Annotated in this window: 18 protein-coding genes; 8 read left to right on the top strand and 10 right to left on the bottom strand. The window is 71.0% G+C overall.

Annotated elements, in window-relative coordinates:
- Nucleotides 1-85: 85 nt before the first annotated feature.
- From HNR40_RS08665 to HNR40_RS08650, 4 genes are all read left to right on the top strand, one after another.
- Nucleotides 86-289: an FAD-binding protein gene (locus HNR40_RS08665; protein WP_312896295.1), complete on the top strand. Its 204-nt coding sequence runs from the start codon at nucleotides 86-88 to the stop codon at nucleotides 287-289.
- 5 nt (nucleotides 290-294) lie between these two features.
- On the top strand, nucleotides 295-918 hold the full coding sequence (locus HNR40_RS08660; protein WP_184959729.1) for a LysE family translocator: 624 nt from the start codon (nucleotides 295-297) through the stop codon (nucleotides 916-918).
- A 64-nt stretch (nucleotides 919-982) separates the two neighbouring features.
- Nucleotides 983-1270: a hypothetical protein gene (locus HNR40_RS08655; protein WP_184959727.1), complete on the top strand. Its 288-nt coding sequence runs from the start codon at nucleotides 983-985 to the stop codon at nucleotides 1268-1270.
- A 67-nt stretch (nucleotides 1271-1337) separates the two neighbouring features.
- Complete coding sequence (locus tag HNR40_RS08650) at nucleotides 1338-2438, top strand: sensor histidine kinase (RefSeq protein WP_312896294.1); 1101 nt, start codon at nucleotides 1338-1340, stop codon at nucleotides 2436-2438.
- Here the strand turns inward: HNR40_RS08650 and HNR40_RS08645 are convergent.
- Nucleotides 2407-2976 carry a TetR/AcrR family transcriptional regulator gene (locus HNR40_RS08645; RefSeq protein ID WP_184959723.1) on the bottom strand — a complete coding sequence of 190 codons (570 nt, stop codon included), beginning with the start codon at nucleotides 2974-2976 and terminating at the stop codon, nucleotides 2407-2409. The genes HNR40_RS08650 and HNR40_RS08645 overlap by 32 nt on opposite strands.
- 54 nt (nucleotides 2977-3030) lie before the next feature.
- Between HNR40_RS08645 and HNR40_RS08640 the strand changes: the two genes are divergently transcribed.
- Nucleotides 3031-3753 (top strand): SDR family NAD(P)-dependent oxidoreductase, encoded by a 723-nt coding sequence (locus HNR40_RS08640; RefSeq protein WP_246508777.1) that lies wholly within the window; start codon nucleotides 3031-3033, stop codon nucleotides 3751-3753.
- A gap of 47 nt (nucleotides 3754-3800) precedes the next feature.
- Here HNR40_RS08640 and HNR40_RS08635 read toward each other — a convergent pair whose 3' ends face one another.
- The 7 genes from HNR40_RS08635 to HNR40_RS08605 all read right to left on the bottom strand — a co-directional run bounded on the left by HNR40_RS08635 (nucleotide 3801) and on the right by HNR40_RS08605 (nucleotide 11000).
- The gene (locus tag HNR40_RS08635; protein WP_184959721.1) at nucleotides 3801-4748 is read right to left on the bottom strand and encodes a quinone oxidoreductase family protein; all 948 of its coding nucleotides are present in this window, start codon (nucleotides 4746-4748) and stop codon (nucleotides 3801-3803) included.
- 90 nt (nucleotides 4749-4838) lie between these two features.
- Nucleotides 4839-6470, bottom strand: coding sequence for a serine/threonine-protein kinase (locus HNR40_RS08630; RefSeq protein ID WP_312896246.1), 1632 nt, complete (start codon nucleotides 6468-6470; stop codon nucleotides 4839-4841).
- A gap of 6 nt (nucleotides 6471-6476) precedes the next feature.
- Entirely contained in the window at nucleotides 6477-7073 is a 597-nt protein-coding gene (locus tag HNR40_RS08625) for an HAD family hydrolase (RefSeq protein WP_184959719.1), read from the bottom strand.
- On the bottom strand, nucleotides 7063-8139 hold the full coding sequence (locus HNR40_RS08620; RefSeq protein WP_184959717.1) for an ABC transporter ATP-binding protein: 1077 nt from the start codon (nucleotides 8137-8139) through the stop codon (nucleotides 7063-7065). Before HNR40_RS08620 ends, HNR40_RS08625 begins: the two co-directional genes overlap by 11 nt.
- 64 nt (nucleotides 8140-8203) lie before the next feature.
- Nucleotides 8204-9043 carry an ABC transporter permease gene (locus HNR40_RS08615; RefSeq protein WP_184959715.1) on the bottom strand — a complete coding sequence of 280 codons (840 nt, stop codon included), beginning with the start codon at nucleotides 9041-9043 and terminating at the stop codon, nucleotides 8204-8206.
- Nucleotides 9031-9852 carry an ABC transporter permease gene (locus tag HNR40_RS08610; protein WP_184959713.1) on the bottom strand — a complete coding sequence of 274 codons (822 nt, stop codon included), beginning with the start codon at nucleotides 9850-9852 and terminating at the stop codon, nucleotides 9031-9033. Before HNR40_RS08610 ends, HNR40_RS08615 begins: the two co-directional genes overlap by 13 nt.
- Nucleotides 9849-11000 (bottom strand): ABC transporter substrate-binding protein, encoded by a 1152-nt coding sequence (locus HNR40_RS08605; protein ID WP_184959711.1) that lies wholly within the window; start codon nucleotides 10998-11000, stop codon nucleotides 9849-9851. The genes HNR40_RS08610 and HNR40_RS08605 overlap by 4 nt, the downstream gene beginning before the upstream one ends.
- Nucleotides 11001-11112: 112 nt before the next feature.
- Here HNR40_RS08605 and HNR40_RS08600 point away from each other — a divergent pair, with 112 nt between their 5' ends.
- From HNR40_RS08600 to HNR40_RS08590, 3 genes are all read left to right on the top strand, one after another.
- Entirely contained in the window at nucleotides 11113-11859 is a 747-nt protein-coding gene (locus HNR40_RS08600) for a GntR family transcriptional regulator (protein ID WP_184959709.1), read from the top strand.
- Between the two features lie 83 nt (nucleotides 11860-11942).
- Nucleotides 11943-12209, top strand: coding sequence for a DUF6504 family protein (locus HNR40_RS08595; RefSeq protein WP_184959707.1), 267 nt, complete (start codon nucleotides 11943-11945; stop codon nucleotides 12207-12209).
- Entirely contained in the window at nucleotides 12209-16126 is a 3918-nt protein-coding gene (locus HNR40_RS08590; RefSeq protein ID WP_184959705.1) for a DNA polymerase III subunit alpha, read from the top strand. Before HNR40_RS08595 ends, HNR40_RS08590 begins: the two co-directional genes overlap by 1 nt.
- Nucleotides 16127-16135: 9 nt before the next feature.
- On the opposite strand, the gene HNR40_RS08585 is transcribed toward HNR40_RS08590, so the two are convergent.
- Together HNR40_RS08585 and HNR40_RS08580 are read right to left on the bottom strand one after the other, a co-directional pair.
- Nucleotides 16136-16813: a DUF4328 domain-containing protein gene (locus tag HNR40_RS08585; RefSeq protein WP_312896245.1), complete on the bottom strand. Its 678-nt coding sequence runs from the start codon at nucleotides 16811-16813 to the stop codon at nucleotides 16136-16138.
- Between the two features lie 67 nt (nucleotides 16814-16880).
- A complete protein-coding gene (locus HNR40_RS08580; RefSeq protein WP_312896244.1) occupies nucleotides 16881-17528 on the bottom strand; it encodes a response regulator in 648 nt (215 codons plus the stop codon).
- Between the last annotated feature and the right edge of the window lie 64 nt (nucleotides 17529-17592).

Here is a 17592-nt window from a genome sequence, read left to right as displayed (position 1 = left end):
TCAGCCTGTGCAGTCGGTCAGCCGCCGTCCGGCTCCGCCTGGGCCGGACTAATCACGGCACGGGGCGCGTTATCGTGATTGAGACATCGGCACCAAGGGCGGCGTGCTCACCGACGTGGACGCCCGCGTGCTGCGCGGGGACGGCTCGCCGATCGCCGGCCTGTACGCGGCGGGGAATGTCCCGGCCGCCGTCATGGGCGAGACCTACCCGGGGCCGGGCGCCACGCTGGGCCCGGCGATGACGTTCGGCTACGCCGCCGCCCAGCACATCGCCGCCTCGCTACGCTGATCTCCATGGATATAGCAGGATCAATCGCCTCGTTCGCCGCCGTCGTCGCCCTGCTGACGCTGACACCCGGCCTGGACACGGCCTTGATCATGCGCACGTCCGTGCTGTCGGGCCGGCGTCCGGCGTGGGGCGTGGTCCTCGGCATCCAGACCGGCATCCTGGTCTGGGGCCTGGCCACCGCCGCCGGCCTGTCCGCCCTGTTCGCGGCCTCGCAGCTGGCCTACGAGATCCTGCGCTGGGCCGGCGTCGCCTACCTCGTCTACATGGGCGCCCGCATGCTCTGGAACGCCCGCCACCCCGCCCGGTCGGAGGCCGACCCGGTCACCGACCAGACCTTCGGGCGCGCCTTCCGCCGCGGCCTGCTGACCAACCTCCTCAACCCCAAGGTCGGCGCGTTCTACGTGGCGATGCTGCCCCAGTTCATCCCGGACGACGTGCCGCCCGCGCTGATGGGGCTGGCGCTGGCCGGCGTGCACGTGGGCGAGGGCCTGGTGTGGAGTGCGCTGCTGGTCGCCTTCGCCACGTTCATGGGCGGCGTCCTGCGCACGCCCAGGGTCCGCCGCCTGCTCGACCGCCTCACGGGCGTGGTGATCATCGGGTTCGGGGTACGGCTGGCCGTACAGGACTGACCGGGCACCGTCTGCGCCGAGCGAACAGTAAACATCAGATGGAAGTGCTGCAATACTCCCGTCTATGATCGATAGTCTGCTCGACCGGGCCACGTCGATCCTGGAACGGTGCTTTCCGCGCAATGCCTTCCTGCCCGTGCCGGTCTTCTCGCATAACGACACGCTGGCCGTATCGGAAGAACAGTCAGTGATTGGCTATTTCACGTTTTGCTGGTTCGGGGCGGTCGTGGTCGCCGGTCAATGGCGAAATATCATCCGATTATTCGGGGGATATCCGCTCCAACGCCTTCCCCGGCTGAAGGACAAGGGCGGGCTCAGCGTCGACGCCGGGCCGGTCGGTCGTGCGGGCTGAGCTGCGGGATCGGCTGAGGCTGCCGGTGGCTTGGCTGCGGCGGCCGGTCGCTCGGGTGGGGCGGTTGGTGGCTTGGCTTGGGCGGCGGTTGGCCTGGCTGGAGCGGCATCCGACGGCCGCCGACGCGTCGCTGGCCGGGATCGCGTGCGCCTATCTGCTGATCGTGGTTCCCTACACCGATGCGACGCTGGCCCGGATCGGGAGCATTCCGCTGACGTTCTGGGGGGATCTGGCGGCCTTCGCCTGCCTGGCCCTGCGGCGGCGGTGGCCGCTCGGGGTGCTGGCGGCGGTCTGGGTGTTGTGGCTCGCGGTGGGGCGCTGGGATGTGTGGGCCGAGGTCAACGCCTCGTGGGCCGAGCTCGGGGCGTCCACCGCCCTGCAGGTCGCCTTCTACACGGTGGGCAGGTGGCGGGCCTCGCCGTACCACGGACTGCTGATTTTGGGGGTGCTGGCGCCGGCGGGGGTGATGTCGGCGCTGGTGTGCGCGCTGCCGTGGGGCGCGGGGGTGGCGCGGCGGCGGTGGGTGGCCGCGGCGGCCAGTGCCGAGGAGGGGCGGGCGCGGGCGATGGTGGCGGAGGAGCGGGTGCGGATCGCCCGTGAACTGCACGACATCGTCGCGCACAACGTCAGCGCGATGGTGATTCAGTCGCACGTCGCGGTGTCGGCGCTGGCGGCGGAGGATCGCGGGCCCGCGCGGACCTCGCTGGAGTCGATCAGGGAGTCGGGGGAGGCCGCGCTGACGGAGCTGCGGCTGCTGCTGGGCGGGCTGCGTGAGGAGCCGGGGGAGCGGCAGCCGGGCATCGAGGCGATCGACGCGCTGGTGGAGCGGCATCCGCTGGAGGTGCGGCTGCGGGTCGAGGGGCGGGTCAGGGCGGTGCCGGCGGGGCTGGGGCTGGCCGCCTACCGGATCGTTCAGGAGGCGCTGACCAACGCGCTGAAGCACGCGGGCAAGGACGCCGCGGCCGACGTGGTGCTCAGCTACGGCGAGCGGGCGCTGGACATCACGGTCGTCGACGACGGCGCCGGTCGCCCGCCCGCGCCGCCGCGCAGGTCGGGGCACGGCCTGGTGAACATCGCCGAGCGGGCCGCGTTGTTCGGCGGGGTCTCCCGGGCCGCGCCGTCGCCGCAGGGCGGGTTCAGGGTGGAGGCGACGCTTCCGTGGGTGTGAGCCGGGCGCCCTGGAGGTAGAGCCTGACGATGGTGTCCGTGGCGTCCTCGACGCCCAGCTCCGACAGCGGCGCCAGCGTCAGCGCGCCCAGGATGAGCGCGCCGTGGGCGGCGGCCAGGAGTTCGGCGGGGACATCGGCGCGCAGCACGCCCTCGCGCTGGCCGCGTTCGGCCAGGACGCGCAGCCGCTCGCCGACCTCTTCCTCCTCCGGCCACAGCTGCGGCCGGTGGGTGCTGACCACCCAGAACTCGCGGCCGGACGTCAGCAGCGCCCTGGTCAGGCGGGTCAGGGCGGCCTCGGTCCCGACGCCGTCGATGCCGGCCGCGTCGATCACCCTGATGGACTCCTCCGCGGCGAAGCGGCCGAGCTCGACCAGCAGGTCGTCGCGGGTGGCGAAGTGGCGGTAGAGGGTGGCGCGGCCGACTCCGGCCGCAGCGGCGATGTCGGCCATGCCGGCTCGCTCGTGGGTGCGCAGCGCCGTGGCGGCGGCGCGGAGGATCGCGTCCCGTGTTCTCGCCATGGAATCGGAGGTGGTCATCAGGACATATCCTAGACGAGACATAGTTGTCTCGTGATGAGACGTGGAGGATGCATGGAACGTTTCGCGGGCAAGAAGGTCCTGCTGACCGGCGCGGCAACCGGGATCGGGCGGGCGACGGCCCTGCGGCTGGCGGGGGAGGGGGCGCGGGTCTTCGCCGTCGACCTCAACCCGGAGATTCCCAGCCATCCGGACATCACCCCGCATGTCGCCGACGTGGCCGACGAGGAGCAGGTCAAGACGGCCGTGGCCCAGGCGGCCAAGGAGCTCGGCGGGATCGACACGCTGATCAACGTCGCGGGCATCCACAAGACGACGCCGCTGGCCACGCTCTCGCTCGCCGACTTCCGCAGGCTCCTGGACGTCAACCTGCTCGGCACGTTCCTGTTCTGCCGGGAGGCCATGCCGTACCTGGTGGAGAGCAAGGGCGTGGTGGTCAACACGGCCTCGACCTCGGCCACGCACGCCCACCCCTACATGACCGGGTACGCGGCGTCGAAGGGCGGCGTCCTGGCGTTCTCGCTGAGCCTGGCGGCGGAGGTGGCGCCGCGGGGCGTGCGGGTCGTGACGGTCTCGCCGGGCGGCGTGGTGACGCCGCTGATGAGCTCGGTGACCTTCCCCGAGGACGTGGACGCCTCCTTCTACGGACGGATCATGCCGCAGGTCGGCTTCGGCGAGCCGGAGGCGATCGCGGGCACCATCGCCTACGCGGCCTCGGCCGACGGCGCCTACCTCACGGGCGTGGAGCTGCGCGTCGACGGCGGCTCCCACGTGTGAGCCCCTGAGGACGGCTCTTCCCGTGAGCCGTCCTCGGGGCCTCTGTCTCAGGGGATCAGGAGCAGCTTGCCCGTCGTACGGCGGGCCGCCAGGTCCTCGTGCGCGCGGGCCGCCTCGGCCAGCGGGTACCGGTGGGAGACGTCGATGCGCAGCTGCCCGGCGGCGATCCACCCGAAGACCTCGCGGGCCCGCCACAGCAGTTCCTCCCGGTTGTCGACGTAGTGGACGAGCGTGGGCCGGGTCAGGAACAACGAGCCCGACCGGTTGAGCAACTGCGGGTCCATGGGCGGCACGGGGCCGCTGGCCGCGCCGTACAGGGCCATGAGCCCGCGGCGGCGCAGCGCGGTCAGGCCGCCTTCGAAGGTGGTGGCGCCGACGCCGTCGTAGACCACGTCGATGCTGTCCTTGAGCGTCTGTGCGAAGTCGTCGTAGGAGTGGACCTCGTCGGCGCCGGCGGCGCGGGCCAGCTTGGCCTTCTCGTCGGTGGAGACGGTGGTGTGGACGGTGGCGCCGTAGAGCTTGGCGAGCTGGATGAGCAGCTGGCCCATGCCGCCAGCCCCGGCGTGGATGAGGACCCGGTCGCCCTCCTTGACCTCGTGCGTGGAGCGTACGAGGAAGTGGGCGGTCATGCCCTGCAGCAGGGCGGCGGCGGCCAGGTCCGCGCTGACGCCGTCGGGCACGGGCACGAGGCGGTCGGCGGGCACGACGGCCTTCTCGGCGTAGCTGCCCAGGACGTTCGCCCAGGCGACGGTGTCGCCGACGGCGAAGCCGGTGACGCCGGGGCCGACGGCAGAGACGGTGCCGGCGCCCTCACAGCCGATGGGGCTGGGGAGTTGCAGTGGGTAGACGCCGGAGCGCTGGTAGATGTCGATGAAGTTGACGCCGCTCGCGGCGACGTCGACGACCACCTCTCCTGGACCCGCGACGGGATCGGGGTGCTCGGCATATTCGAGGACCTCTGGGCCGCCCTGGGCGGCGATGACGACTGCGCGCATAGTCCTGTCTAACCCAGCCGCGCGCTTATTGCTTCCAGCCGCGCGGACGCGGACGATCACGCCGTCCACGGCGGTCCGTGCCCGGACGGGTCAGGGCTGCTCGGAGCGCTGGCCGCGCAGTTCGAAGTCGTCGAAGACGGTCTTCATGATCGACTGCTCGTCCTTCGGCACCCGGGCGAACAATCCGACATGACCGGTCTTGATGCCGTTGGGGTCCTCGGCCCGCAGCACCTGCTTGCCGTCCACCCACATGGTCAGCTTCACCGTCGAGCCCGACTGCTCGCAGAAGGCCTCCAGCCGGACCTTGGCCCGCGGTTTGATCTCGAGCTTCGCCTGCTGCGCGAGCGTGCCTCCGGCACCGTCGATGATCTTCCTGATCCGGGCGTTGCCCGTGGTGTCGAGGCCGAACTCGTAGAAGGTGCCGTCCGCTGTGTTGTGGCAGTAGACGCCGTACTCGCCGTCGCCGGAGACCTTGCTGGCCTGCGCCGTCACGCTGACCAGCACGGAGTCGGGCATGAGCGGGGTCGGGGTGGCGCTGGGCGAGGGCGTGGGGGAGGCGTTGGCGAAGGGCGCCGGGGCCTTGGCCCAGCGCTGCTCGTAGCTCGGCTCGACGTCGAGGCCGTAGGTGCCGTCGGTCTTGTAGCCGTAGCTGGCCTCGTCGTCGGCGTCGTAGGTGCCGTCCCAGCCGCCGGAGGAGGTCGTGAAGTCCTCCTGGTAGAGGCGGCCCAGGTGGGTCGGCGGCGAGCTCTGCGACAGCAGCAGCGCCGCCACGACGCCGCCCGTGACCAGCACGGCCCCGCCCGTGACGCCGGCGATCAGCTTGGCGCGCCGGCCGCCGCCTCCCGGCGGAGCGGGCTGCGCCGTGGTGAGCGGGGTGGTCGCCCGCTGCCAGGCCACCTGCACGGTGTGCGCGGCCTGCTCGGGCGCGGCCTGCCTGCCCACCAGGTGGTCGAGGAGTTGCTGCGCGGTCGGGCGCAGCGCCGGGTCCTTCTGCAGCGCCGCCACGACCAGCGGGCGCAGCGCCGGCTCCACGCCGCCGAGGTCGGGCTCGGTGCTGAGCACCGAATAGATCATCGAGGGCAGCGAGTCGCCGCCGAACGGCGCGCGCCCGCTGGCCGCGAAGGCGATCAGGCAGCCCCAGGAGAACACGTCGCAGGCGGGCGAGACCGGCTCGCCCCGCAGCACCTCGGGCGCCATGTAGCGGGGCGTGCCGATGATCTCGCCGGTGCCGGTCACCCCGCCCAGCTCGTCCAGCGCCCGCGCGATGCCGAAGTCGATCACTCGCGGGCCGACCGGCGACAGCAGCACGTTCGACGGCTTGAGGTCGCGGTGCACGACCCCGGCGCCGTGGATGGCGGTGAGCGCGGTGGCCACGCTGACCGCCAACGCGTCGAGGCTGGAGCCGGTCAGCGGTCCCGACTGCTTGACCGCCTCCTCCAGGTTGGGCCCCGGCACGTACTCGGTGACGACGTAGAGCTGGTTGCCGTCGAGCGCGGCGTCCAGCACCGCGGCCGTGCAGAACCGCCGCACCCGCTGCGCCGCGTCCGCCTCCCGGCGAAAGCGCATGCGAAACTGCTCGTGCTGGCTGAACTCGGGGTTGATCACCTTGACCGCGACCCGCACGCCGGCGGGGTCCTCGGCCAGGTGAACCGTGCCCATCCCGCCGCGGCCCAGCACGCTGATCAGTTTGTAGCGCCCGATGTGGGAGGTTTCACCGCTCACGGCGGGTTAGCTTACCGACATGGAGTGCAGTTCGGGCAGGCCATGCGCAGGATCGACGACCACGACCCGGCATCCGGCCGAGGTGGCCGCCGCGATGCCGGTCGGACTGTCCTCCACCGCGACGCACTCCTGCGGCCGCACCCCCAGCAGCCGCGCCGCCTTCAGATAGGGATCCGGGTACGGCTTGCCCCGCGAACTGTCCTCCGCCGTGATCACCAGGTCGAACCGGTGCCCGTCGAGGTTGGGCAGCACCCGCTCGACGATGCTCCGCGGCGAGGCGGTCACCAGCGCCGTGGGCACCCCGGCGGCCGTCAGCTCGCGCAACAGGTCGAGGGCGCCGGGGATGAGGTCGATGCCACCGGCGATGCGCTCGGCGAAGGCGTCGGTGAGGCGTACGGCCACTGCCCCGGCGTCGGCGGGCGCCAGGTGGGCGGCGGTGTCCTCGACCGAGCGGCCGAGGACGTGGGGGACGTCTTCGGGGCCGAGGCCGCCGTGGCCGAGCGACTCGGCGACGTCGGCGGTGGCCTGCCACCACAGGCCCTCGGTGTCGACCAGGGTGCCGTCCATGTCGAACAGGACGGCGGCGGGGAGATCAGACGGCATCTGCTGTTTCCGTGACGGGGACGGGGACCGTGACCGTGCGGGCGGCCACCAGGACCGGTCGTTCGACCAGGCGTACGGTCACCCTAGTGCCGGCCGCCAGCCGTACCGCCTCGTGACCTGGTACGTCCGCGAGCACCTCGCCCCCTTCCAGGGCCACCCTGAGCCGGACCGAGGCGCCGCGGAAGGAGGCGGCCAGGACCTCGGCCCTGCCGTCCTCCGCGGGGGTGACCTGGACGGCCTCCGGGCGGATGAGCACGTCCACGGACGGGTCCTCCGGCACCTCGCCGTCCACGGGAAGGAGCTGGCCGAGCACCGTCACCTGGTCACCGGACACCCGTCCGGCCAGGTGGTTCATGGTGCCGACGAACTCGGCCACGAACGGGGTGGCCGGCCGGTCGTAGACCTCGGCGGGCGCGCCGCACTGCTCCAGGCGGCCGTCCCGCAGCACCGCGACCCGGTCGGCGATCGACAGCGCCTCCTCCTGGTCGTGGGTGACGAAGATGGTGGTGATGCCGAGGTCGAGCTGCAGGCGGCGGATCTCCTCGCGCAGGTTGACGCGGACCTTGGCGTCGAGCGCCGACAGCGGCTCGTCGAGCAGCAGCACGCGCGGCTCCAGGGCCAGCGCGCGGGCGAGCGCCACCCGCTGCTGCTGGCCGCCGGAGAGCTGGTGGGGGTAGCGGTCGGCGTGGGACGGCAGGCCGACCAGCTCCAGCAGTTCCAGCGCCTTGGTCCGGCGCTGCGCGGCCGGAGCCTTGCGCACCCGCAGGCCGAAGGAGACGTTGTCGGCGGCGTTGAGGTTCGGGAAGAGCGAGTAGGACTGGAAGACCATGCCCGCGTCACGCTTGTTGGCCGGGACGGCGGTGATGTCCTTGCCGTCCACGAGCACGGCTCCCGAGTCGGGGTGCTCGAACCCGGCCACGCAGCGCAGCGCGGTCGTCTTGCCGCAGCCCGACGGGCCGAGCAGGGCGACGAGCTCGCCCGGCTCGATGGTCAGGTCCAGGCCGTCGAGCGCGACCGTCTTGCCGAACACCCTGCGAAGAGCACGGAACTCGACCTGAGCTGTCACGAGCCCTCCTTCGTCGGTCTCGCGACAAGGGCGCTGTGTTCGACGATGCCCTCACTCCGTTCGGTCATTGCTTCTTCTCCTTACCGAAGACGCTGGAGACCACGAGCAGCAGCAGCCAGATGAGCAGCAGGCTGAGGATCGAGACCGCGACCGACATCTGGCCCCTGGAGCCGGAGATCGTCACGATCCAGACCGCGAACGGCTGGTAGCCGAGCAGCCTGGCCACGGTGAACTCGCCCAGGACCAGGGCCAGCGTCAGGAACGAGGCGCTGGCGATGGCCGAGCGCAGATTGGGGATGATCACCCGGAACATCACGTACGGCCACGACGCGCCCAGGTTGCGCGCCGCCTCGACCAGCGTGCGCACGTCCATGGTGCGCAGGCCCGCGTCGAGGGAGCGGTAGACGAACGGCAGCACCAGCACCACGTACGCGAGCACGAGCACCATGGGGAAGCCCGGGTTCTGGATCGCGATGAGCGTGGCCCAGAACGGGGTGGGCGCGAGCACCTCGCCGCCCACCGCCAGCGACTTGCCGATCCCGACGACGAACGTGATCGGGGGCACGACGAGGGGCAGCGTGCACAGCACTTCCATCACGGGCCGCAGCCGCGGGGCGGCCAGCCGTACGGCCAGCATCGCCGGCAGCGTGAGCAGCAGGACCAGCACGATCGTCGCGACGGCCAGGCTCAGCGACAGCAGCAGCGACTGGGCGAAGCCCTCGGCGGTCAGCAGTTCGGCGTAGGGCGCGAGGGAGAAGCCGGTGCCGGCGTTGTAGACCGTGTACCAGAGCGAGGCGCCGAGCGGCACCAGGAAGTACAGGGCGGCCAGCACGAAGACGGACCAGCGCCAGCGGCCTCCCTGCTGCGTGGAGCGGACCTTCTCCAGGCCCGTTACTGCAGCCATCGGGTGCTCCTCTTCTGCAGCGGCAGGTAGACCGCCATCACGAGCCCGGCCACCACGATCATGTCGAGGCTGAGCGCGAGCGCGACGTTCTCCTGGCCGATCAGCACGTCGCTGGTCAGCGCGTTGGCGATCTTGAGGGTGACCAGCGGGACGACGGTTCCCGCGCCCATGGCCGCGGCCGTGGCGTAGGCGGAGAACGCCATGCCGAACAGCAGCACGACGCCGCCGAGCAGGGCCGGGGTGAGCACGGGCAGGGCGACGTAGCGCCAGTAGTGCCACGAGGTGGCGCCGTTGTTGGCGGCCGCCTCCCGCCACTGGGGCTTCAGCCCGTCCAGCGCGGGCGCCATCACCAGCACCATCATCGGCACCGAGAAGTACAGGTAGACGATGACCAGTCCCCAGAACGTGAACAGCACGCCGGAGGGCAGCCCGAACAGGCCGCTGACGATCCCCGAGTTGCCGAGCGTGGCCACCCAGAAGAACGCCAGCGGCACCCCGCCGAAGTTGGCCAGCACGCCGGAGGCCGTCAGCACGGCCGAGCGCAGCGCGCCCGACCTGGAGGTGACGACGGCGTAGGCCAGGAACGTGCCCAGCACGGCGCCGACGACCGCGACGACCGCCGACACCTGGACGCTGCCGGCGATCGCGGTCAGGTTGCCGCCCTGCAGGCTCAGCCGCATGTTGTCGAGCGTGGGCTCACCCCGCGAGGTGAACGCCCCGGCCAGCAGGGCGATGGCCGGGACGCCGAAGACGAGCGCGTAGACGACGAACAGCGGCAGCGCGCCCAGCCAGCCCTTGGACTTCCTCATCCGGAGATCGCGGCGTCCCAGCCTTCGGCGAGCTTCGCCTTGGCCGCGTCCACCTGCTCGGGGGTGGGGAACGTGGGCGTGCCCTCGACCTGCGGCAGCTTCTCGGCGGCGGCCTTGTCGACGCTGCCGTCGGTGGTCATGACGGGCAGCAGGACCGGGCGGGCGAAGCCCTTGAGGTAAAGGTTCTGGCCCTCGGCGCTGTAGAGGTACTCCTGCCACAGGCGGGCGGCGGCCGGGTGCGGGGCGTCCTTGTTGATGGCCTGGGCGTACATCTGGAAGTACTTGCCGTCGCTCGGCACGTTGACCTTCCAGTCGAGGCCCTTGGTGGCCATCTGCGGCGCGTAGGCGGCGTTGTTGTAGTCCCAGTCGATGCTGATCTGGGTCTCGCCCTTCTCGATGGTCGCCGGCGTGGTCTCGACCGGGTTGTAGTTGCCGGCGGCCTTGAGCTGCTTGAAGAACTCGATGCCGGGCTGGATGTCGCCGAAGGAGCCGCCGTTGGAGATGGCCGCGGCGTAGACGCCGGCGAAGGCGGAACCGGACTTGGTCGGGTTGCCGTTCATCGCGACCTTGCCCTTGTACTCGGGCTTGAGCAGGTCCTTGAAGCTCGTGGGGCAGTTCGTGATCTTCTTGGCGTCGCAGCCGATGGAGACGTAGCCGCCGTAGTCGTTGGTCCAGAGGCCGGTGGCCTCCTTCTGACCCTCGGGGATCTTGTCGAAGGACTGCACCTTGTAGGGCGCGAACAGCCCTTCCTTGGCGCCGCTGATGGCGAAGGACTGGCCGAGGTCAAGCACGTCGGGGGCGCGGTCCTGGCCCTTGCGGGTCTTGACGGCGTTGATCTCGTCGGCGCTGGCCGCGTCCGGGTCCTCACTCTCGATCTTGATGCCGTACTTGGCCTCGAAAGTCTTGATGATCTCGCCGTAGTTGGCCCAGTCCGGGGGAAGCGCGATCACGTGGAGGTTGCCCTCCTTCTTGGCCGCCTCCACAAGCTTGTCGAAACCACCGAAGTCGGCGGCTGAGGTGGCCGCCTTGGCGTCCACCCCGCCCTTCGACGGCTCGGCGGTCTGCGTGCCGGGTGCCGCGCCGCAGGCGGCGGTGGCTACGGTTAGGGCTGCTATGACGCCTGCCACGCTAGCGCGGGGAGTGAACACGTCGCCTCCAACTCTGGGGGTGTAGAACGAACTTAGGGGAACTTGTACAAACAAGGCCAGTCCCAAGTAAGTCGGATAAAGATTGCTCTTTCGTGAACGGGAAGGGTCGAGAATGGTCGCGCGCTATGAACGAATCGCCGCTGAGCTGCGCGATGACATTCTTCGAGGTGCGCACCCCGTCGGGTCCACGTTGCCGACCGACGCCGAGCTGGCTGCGCGCTACTCCGCCGCCCGTGGCACGGTGCGGCAGGCGCTGGCCGTACTGGTGGCGGAGGGGCTGGTCGGCAGCCGTCAGGGGGCGCGCCGCATCGTCCTGGGCAACTCGCGCAGTCAGAGTTTCGCGGAATTGCATAGCTTTGCCCAGTGGGCGAAATCCAACGGTTATAGCTTCGGCGGCCAGGTGCTCCAGCAGCGCCGCCGGGCCGCGGGCCCCGTGGAGGCGGCCAGGCTGGGCTCCGATGAGGTCCTGGAGGTCCTGCGCCTGCGCACGCTCGAAGCCGAGCCCGTCCTCGTCGAGCGCACCGTCTACGCGGGCTGGATCGCCGCCGCCGTCGAGGCCATCCCGCGCGACTGCGGCTCGATCACGCAGGCGCTCTTCGACTCCACCGGGCTGGTCTTCGCCTATGGCGAGCACCTCATCGACGCCGTGGCCGCGGGCGCGCAGGACGCCCGCCTTCTGGGGGTACGGCGCGGCAGCCCCCTCCTGCGCCAGCGCCGGATCACCACCACGCAGGAAGGCCGGCCGGTGGAGAGCTCGGACGACCGCTACCGGGCCGGCAGCGTGACGTTCAGCATCCGCAACTCGATCGGCGCGAACCCCCTCATACGGCAGGCGGGCGACTTGCACTTCGGGGCGTGAGAACGTATGTTCGAGTATTAGCAGCGCCCGTCTTCCCCCGGGTGGCTCACCGAAGGACCAGAGCCGCGGGGAGAAGAAGCGTCTTGAGTAGACTCTATGGCGATCCGATCGAGGTGTGGACCCGTGACGGGGAGCCCACCCAATTCGTCTGGCGTGACCGCCTCTACCTCGTCCGGCGCGTCCTCGACCACTGGGTCGTGGCCCGGGAGTGGTGGAAGACCAGCGAGGGCGACCCGGGCGAACGGCAGTTCTGGCGGGTCGAGGCCAGCCCCGGCCGCGAGACCGGCTCCTACGAGCTCCGTTTCGACACCGCCAGCGGTGGCTGGCTGCTGCTGCGGGCGTGGGATTGATGACGCGCCCGTTCCCGCACCTCAGCGTCAGCTCCGCCTACTCGATGCGCTACGGCACCGCCTTCCCGCAGCAGCTGGCCGCCCGTGCGGTCGAGCACGGGATGGACGTCCTCGCCCTGACCGACCGCGACGGTCTCTACGGCGCGGTCAAGCACGCCCAGGCCTGCGCAGACGCCGGGCTGCGCGCGGTGTTCGGGGTGAACCTGGCGCTGCGGCCCGACATCTACGCGGGCGCACCGGGCCCCGACCTGTCCTTCTGGGACGCGCCCCCGGGCTACTCGGGCGGCGATCTCTCCGGTGGCGGCTCTTCCCGAGGCGGCTCAAGGGGCAGCTCAAGGGGCGGCTCCCGGAGCGGCTCCAGGGGTGGCGGCTTCCCCGGCGGGTCTTCCGGCGGCGGCCTTCCCGGCAGTGGTCTTTCGGGTGGCGGCCTTTCGGGTGGCGGCCTTTCGGGCGGTGGTCTTTCGGGTGGCGCCCTTTCCGGTGGTGGCCTTTCCGGTGGGCGGCCGAAGACCGGGCCGATGGCGGAGGACCGCGTCACCGTGCTGGCCCGCAAGGGCGGCTGGCCGAGGCTGGCCAGGCTGGTCACCGCCGCCCACCACATGGGCGAGCGCGGCGACCCGTGGATCACCCGCGAACTGCTGGCCGAGCTCGGCGCCGACGACCGGCTCGTCGTGCTGCTCGGCCCGCGTTCCGACGTGGGCAGGGCGGTCGCCGAGCGCCGCGACGAGCACGCCAGGGTGCTGCTCAACCTGTGGCGCTCCATGGTCTCCGGGATCGCGATCGAACTGGTCGACCAGTACGGCTACCGCGACTCAGGCACCGCCGTGCGCATGCTGGGCCTGGCCGAGTCGCTCGGCGTACCCGCTGTGCTGACCAACGCGGTGCGCTACCTCGACCCCGCCGACCATCAGGTCGGCGACGTGCTCGACGCGGCCAGGCAGCTCGTCCCGCTGCACCCCCGGCACCTGGACAGGCCCACCTCGCACGCCTATCTCAAGAGCACCAAGGAGATGTGGCAGGTGGCGTTGAAGGTCACCGGCGCCGACCGCGAGCGGGCCGGGCGGCTGCTGCTGACCACGCGGCAGCTCGCCGAGGCCTGCGCGGTGGAGCCCGCGTCGATGCTGGCGCTGCGGAGCGACCCGCCGAACCTGCACCTGCCCGAGATCGGCGGCGACCCGGTGCCGCTGCTGCGCCACCGGGTGGAGGACGGCCTGCACGCCCGCGGGCTGGAGGGCTCGCGCGACGCCAGAGAGCGGCTGGACGAGGAACTGGCGATCATCGAGAGCAAGCGCCTGTCCGGATATTTCGTGGCAGTGGTCGGCATCACCGACATGATTAAAAAGATGAACATCAGGTGTGCCATCCGGGGCTCCGGAGCGGGCAGCCTGGTCAACTACCTCATCGGCATCGGCGAGGTGAACCCGCTCGAACACGGCCTGCTCATGGAACGCTTCCTGTCCCACGGCCGCATCGGGCTGCCCGACATCGACATCGACGTCGAGTCCGCCCGCCGCCTCGACTGCTACAAGGCCATCTTCGAGGAGTACGGCGAGGCCCGCGTCGCCTGCGTGTCCATGATGGAGACCTACCGGGCCCGCAGCGCCATCCGCGACGTGGCCGGAGCCATGGGCCTGCCGCCCCACGAGATCGACGCCATCGCCAAGGCCTTCCCGCACATTCGTGCACGCCAGATCACCGCCTCACTCAACGACCTGCCGGAACTACGCGACAGCCGCCTCGGCGAGGCCGGGCTCGACCGGGTCTTCCGGCTGGCCGAGAAGCTCGACGGCCTGCCCAGGCACATCGCGCTGCACCCCTGCGGCGTGCTGATCGGCAACGCCGGGCTCAAGGACGTGACGCCGGTCGAGCGCAGCTTCCTGGACTTCCCCATGTCGCAGTTCGACAAGGACGACGTCGAGGAGGCGGGGCTGCTCAAGCTCGACGTCCTCGGTGTACGCATGCAGTCGGCCATGGCCTACACGCTCGGCGAGATCAAGCGGGTGGACGACGCCGACGTCGACTTGGACGCCGTGCCCCACGACGACTCGGCCACCTACGACATGATCTGCGCCAGCCGTACCCTGGGATGCTTCCAGATCGAGTCGCCGGGGCAGCGCGAGCTCGTGGCCAAGCTCGAACCGCGCACGATGCACGACCTGATCGTGGACATCTCGCTGTTCCGGCCGGGGCCGGTCAACTCCGACATGGTCACCCCGTACCTGGAGGCCAGGCACGGGTGGCGGCAGCCGTACTATCCGCACGAGAAGCTGCGGGAGGCGCTCAAGGAGACGCACGGCGTGGTCGTCTTCCACGAGCAGGTACTCAAGATCATCTCGGTGATGACGGGGAAGGACCTGCACTTCGCCGAGAGCATGCGGCGCACGCTCGCCACCGAGGCGGGGCGGTTGAAGGTGCGCGGCCACTTCGTCCCGCTGGCCAAGTCGCGGGGCTTCTCCGACGAGGAGGTGGAGAAGGCGTGGAAGGTGCTCGACGCGTTCGGCGCCTTCGGCTTCTGCAAGGCGCACGCCGCCGCCTTCGCGCTGCCCACCTACCAGTCGGCCTGGCTCAAGCGGCACCACGCGGCCGCCTTCTTCGCCGGGGTGCTCACCCACGAGCCGGGCATGTACCCGCAGCGGGTCATCATCGACGAGGCCCGCCAGTGCGGGGTGGCCATCCTGCCGCTCGACATCAACAAGTCCGGCAAGGACTGGCAGGTCGAACGCCTGAAGGTCCGGGTCAAACCGGCCGACCTGGGCGACTACCGGCGGCGTGAGTTCAAGATCTCCGAGATCGGCAAGGGGTACGCGCTGCGCGTGCCGTTCTCCGCCGTCAAGGGGGTGAGCGAGGCCGAGGTGGAGCGGATGGTGGCAGGCCAGCCGTACACCTCGATGGCCGATTTCTGGGACCGGGCGCGGCCCGCACGGCCGACCATGGAGCGGATCGTGCAGGTGGGCGGCCTCGACGCCCTGCACGACCTGCACCCCGGCGGCGAACGCTGGCGCGCGGGCGAGCTGACCAGGCGCGATCTGATCGCCCAGACCGGCGTGCTGGAGCGCGCCTCCACGTCCGGCGCGACCACCGCGCCGCGCCGGCGGCGCGGCTACACCCCCGGCCAGACCCCCAGAACAGCCCCCCGGCAGAGCGGCGCCGCGACCCCACCGGGCTCACCGGGCGGCCATCGTCTGCCGGGGGGCCTGCCTTCCGGCATACCTGATTCCGCGCCTCCGGACCAGCCGGAAGCCGGAAGCGCCGTGCAGTTGCCGCTGGGGTTCACCGAGCACATCGCGCCCGGCGAACTGCCCGAGATGACCGAGAGCGAGATGGTCGAGGCCGAACTGGAGATCCTCGGCATCGACGTGAGCAGGCATGTGATCCGCTTCCACGACGAACTGCTCGACCTGATCGGCGTGGTGCGCTCCCAGGACCTGCTCGACCAGCGCAACGGCGCCGAGGTGCTGGTGGCGGGTGTCAAGGTGGCCACCCAGACGCCGGCGGTGCGCTCCGGCCAGCGGGTCATCTTCGCCACGCTCGACGACTCGACCGGGCCGGTGGACCTGACGTTCTTCGAGTCGGTGCAGGGGCGGTGCGCGGCCACGGTGTTCGGGTCATGGCTGATGGTGGCCCGCGGCGTGATCAGGCGCACCGGGCCGAGGGCGATCTCCATGCGGGCCGTGGACTGCTGGGACCTCGTCGACCTGGACCGCCTGTGGCGCGCCCAGGGCGTTGACGCGGTCAGGGCGCTGCTGGCCCAGACGCCCGAGGAACGCGAGAACGTGGGCGGCCGGCGGATCGAGTACGCCAACGGCTTCCTGCTGTCGCCCTACTCCGACCTGGGCCCGGCCATCACCGCCAACCCGCCCCGCAAGCTCTGGCACGCCAGCCAGGGCAGCTCGGGCCCGACCCAGATCGCCGTCTGACCTGCTCTTTCAGGAGGCCACGTCGGAGGCGGCGTGGCGGGCGGGGCGGGAACGTGCCAGCGGCAGGCGGCGTACCTGCGGACTGTCGTGCAGGGAACGCTGGATGGCGGTGATGTCGCGCACGGTCCACGCGCACAGCACCGCGGCCAGCAGCGTCACGGCGAGCTCCGTCAGCCCCAGCCCGGTCAGCTCGCCCGCGCTGGTGTCCAGCAGCCGGGCGGCCACCAGGAACACCGCGGCCAGGCACGACACCCACCAGGCCGTCAGCAGGCTCAGCCAGCGCCCGCGCCGGTCGAAGGGCGGGCGGGCGCCCCGCCACACCTCGTCGGCCAGGACGAACGGGGCGATCAGGTTGACGCCGGGCACCAGCCACGCGGCCAGTACGGGAGCCGCGGGGGCGGCGGGGGCGTTGACCTGCCTGGCGCGGATCAGCCAGGTCAGATAGGCGATGGCGGCGGCGACGGTGGTGCCGACCAGCAACATCATCAGGACGGCGAAGACGGTGACCGCGCCGACCACGGCCTGTGAGCCTCGGGCCTCGCCGCCGAGCGCGGCGATCTGCCCGGCGAGGCTGCGGCCGCGGACCTGCTCGAAGACGACCAGGGCCCCGAGGGAAAGGACCTGGGTGACGAGCGTCAGGTAGACGGCGGAGGCAGCCCCTGTGGGTGGTGTCTGGACAGCCCGCACGTAGTTCTCCCCCCGGGCCATGCGCTGGGTTCTCTCCTAACTTGTATCCCGCGGGCCCCGGAATTAATCAGCTCACCACACCGGATTCCCACGCCCATGCGGCGATCTCCACCCGGTTCCTGGCACCCAGTTTCGACTGGATGCTCCCGAGATGCGTCTTTACCGTGGACAGCGAGACGAACAGCTCACCGGCCACCTCCTGGTTCGTCCTGCCCCTGGCCACCAGGCGTACCACGTCGAGTTCGCGCTCGGTCAGCGCCTCGTCGGGCTGGGCGGCGCTCCGCCTGGGCTGGGCCAGGTGCTGCAGCAGCCGGACCGTCACCGAAGGCGACACCAAAGCGTCGCCCGTCGCCGCCGCCCTGATGGCCTCGATGAGCAGCGTCGGGCCGCTGTCCTTCAGCAGGAAACCGGTCGCGCCCGCGCGCAGCGCGCCGTAGACGTACTCGTCCAGGTCGAACGTGGTCACGATCACCACCCGCATCGGGTTCTCCACCCCCGGGCCCGCCAGCGCCCTGGTCACCTCCAGCCCGTCCAGCTTCGGCATGCGGATGTCGAGCAGGCACACGTCGGGACGCAGCCGCCGGGCTTCGGCGACCGCGTCGGCCCCGTCGGCCACCGCCGCCACCACGTCCATGTCCGGCTGGGCGTCGAGGATCATCTGGAAGCCCGTGCGCACGAGCTCCTGGTCGTCGGCGATGAGTACGCGAATAGTCACGGCCCCAACTCTAGAATCAGCCGTTCGGCCGAGGAGCAACCGGACGCTCGGCCGATCCGCCGCC

It is taken from the genome of Nonomuraea endophytica, assembly GCF_014203235.1.
GTDB classification, from domain to species: Bacteria; Actinomycetota; Actinomycetes; order Streptosporangiales; family Streptosporangiaceae; genus Nonomuraea; species Nonomuraea endophytica.
Note: the sequence above shows the minus strand (reverse complement) of the source record. Positions and strands in the feature narration are given on the sequence as shown.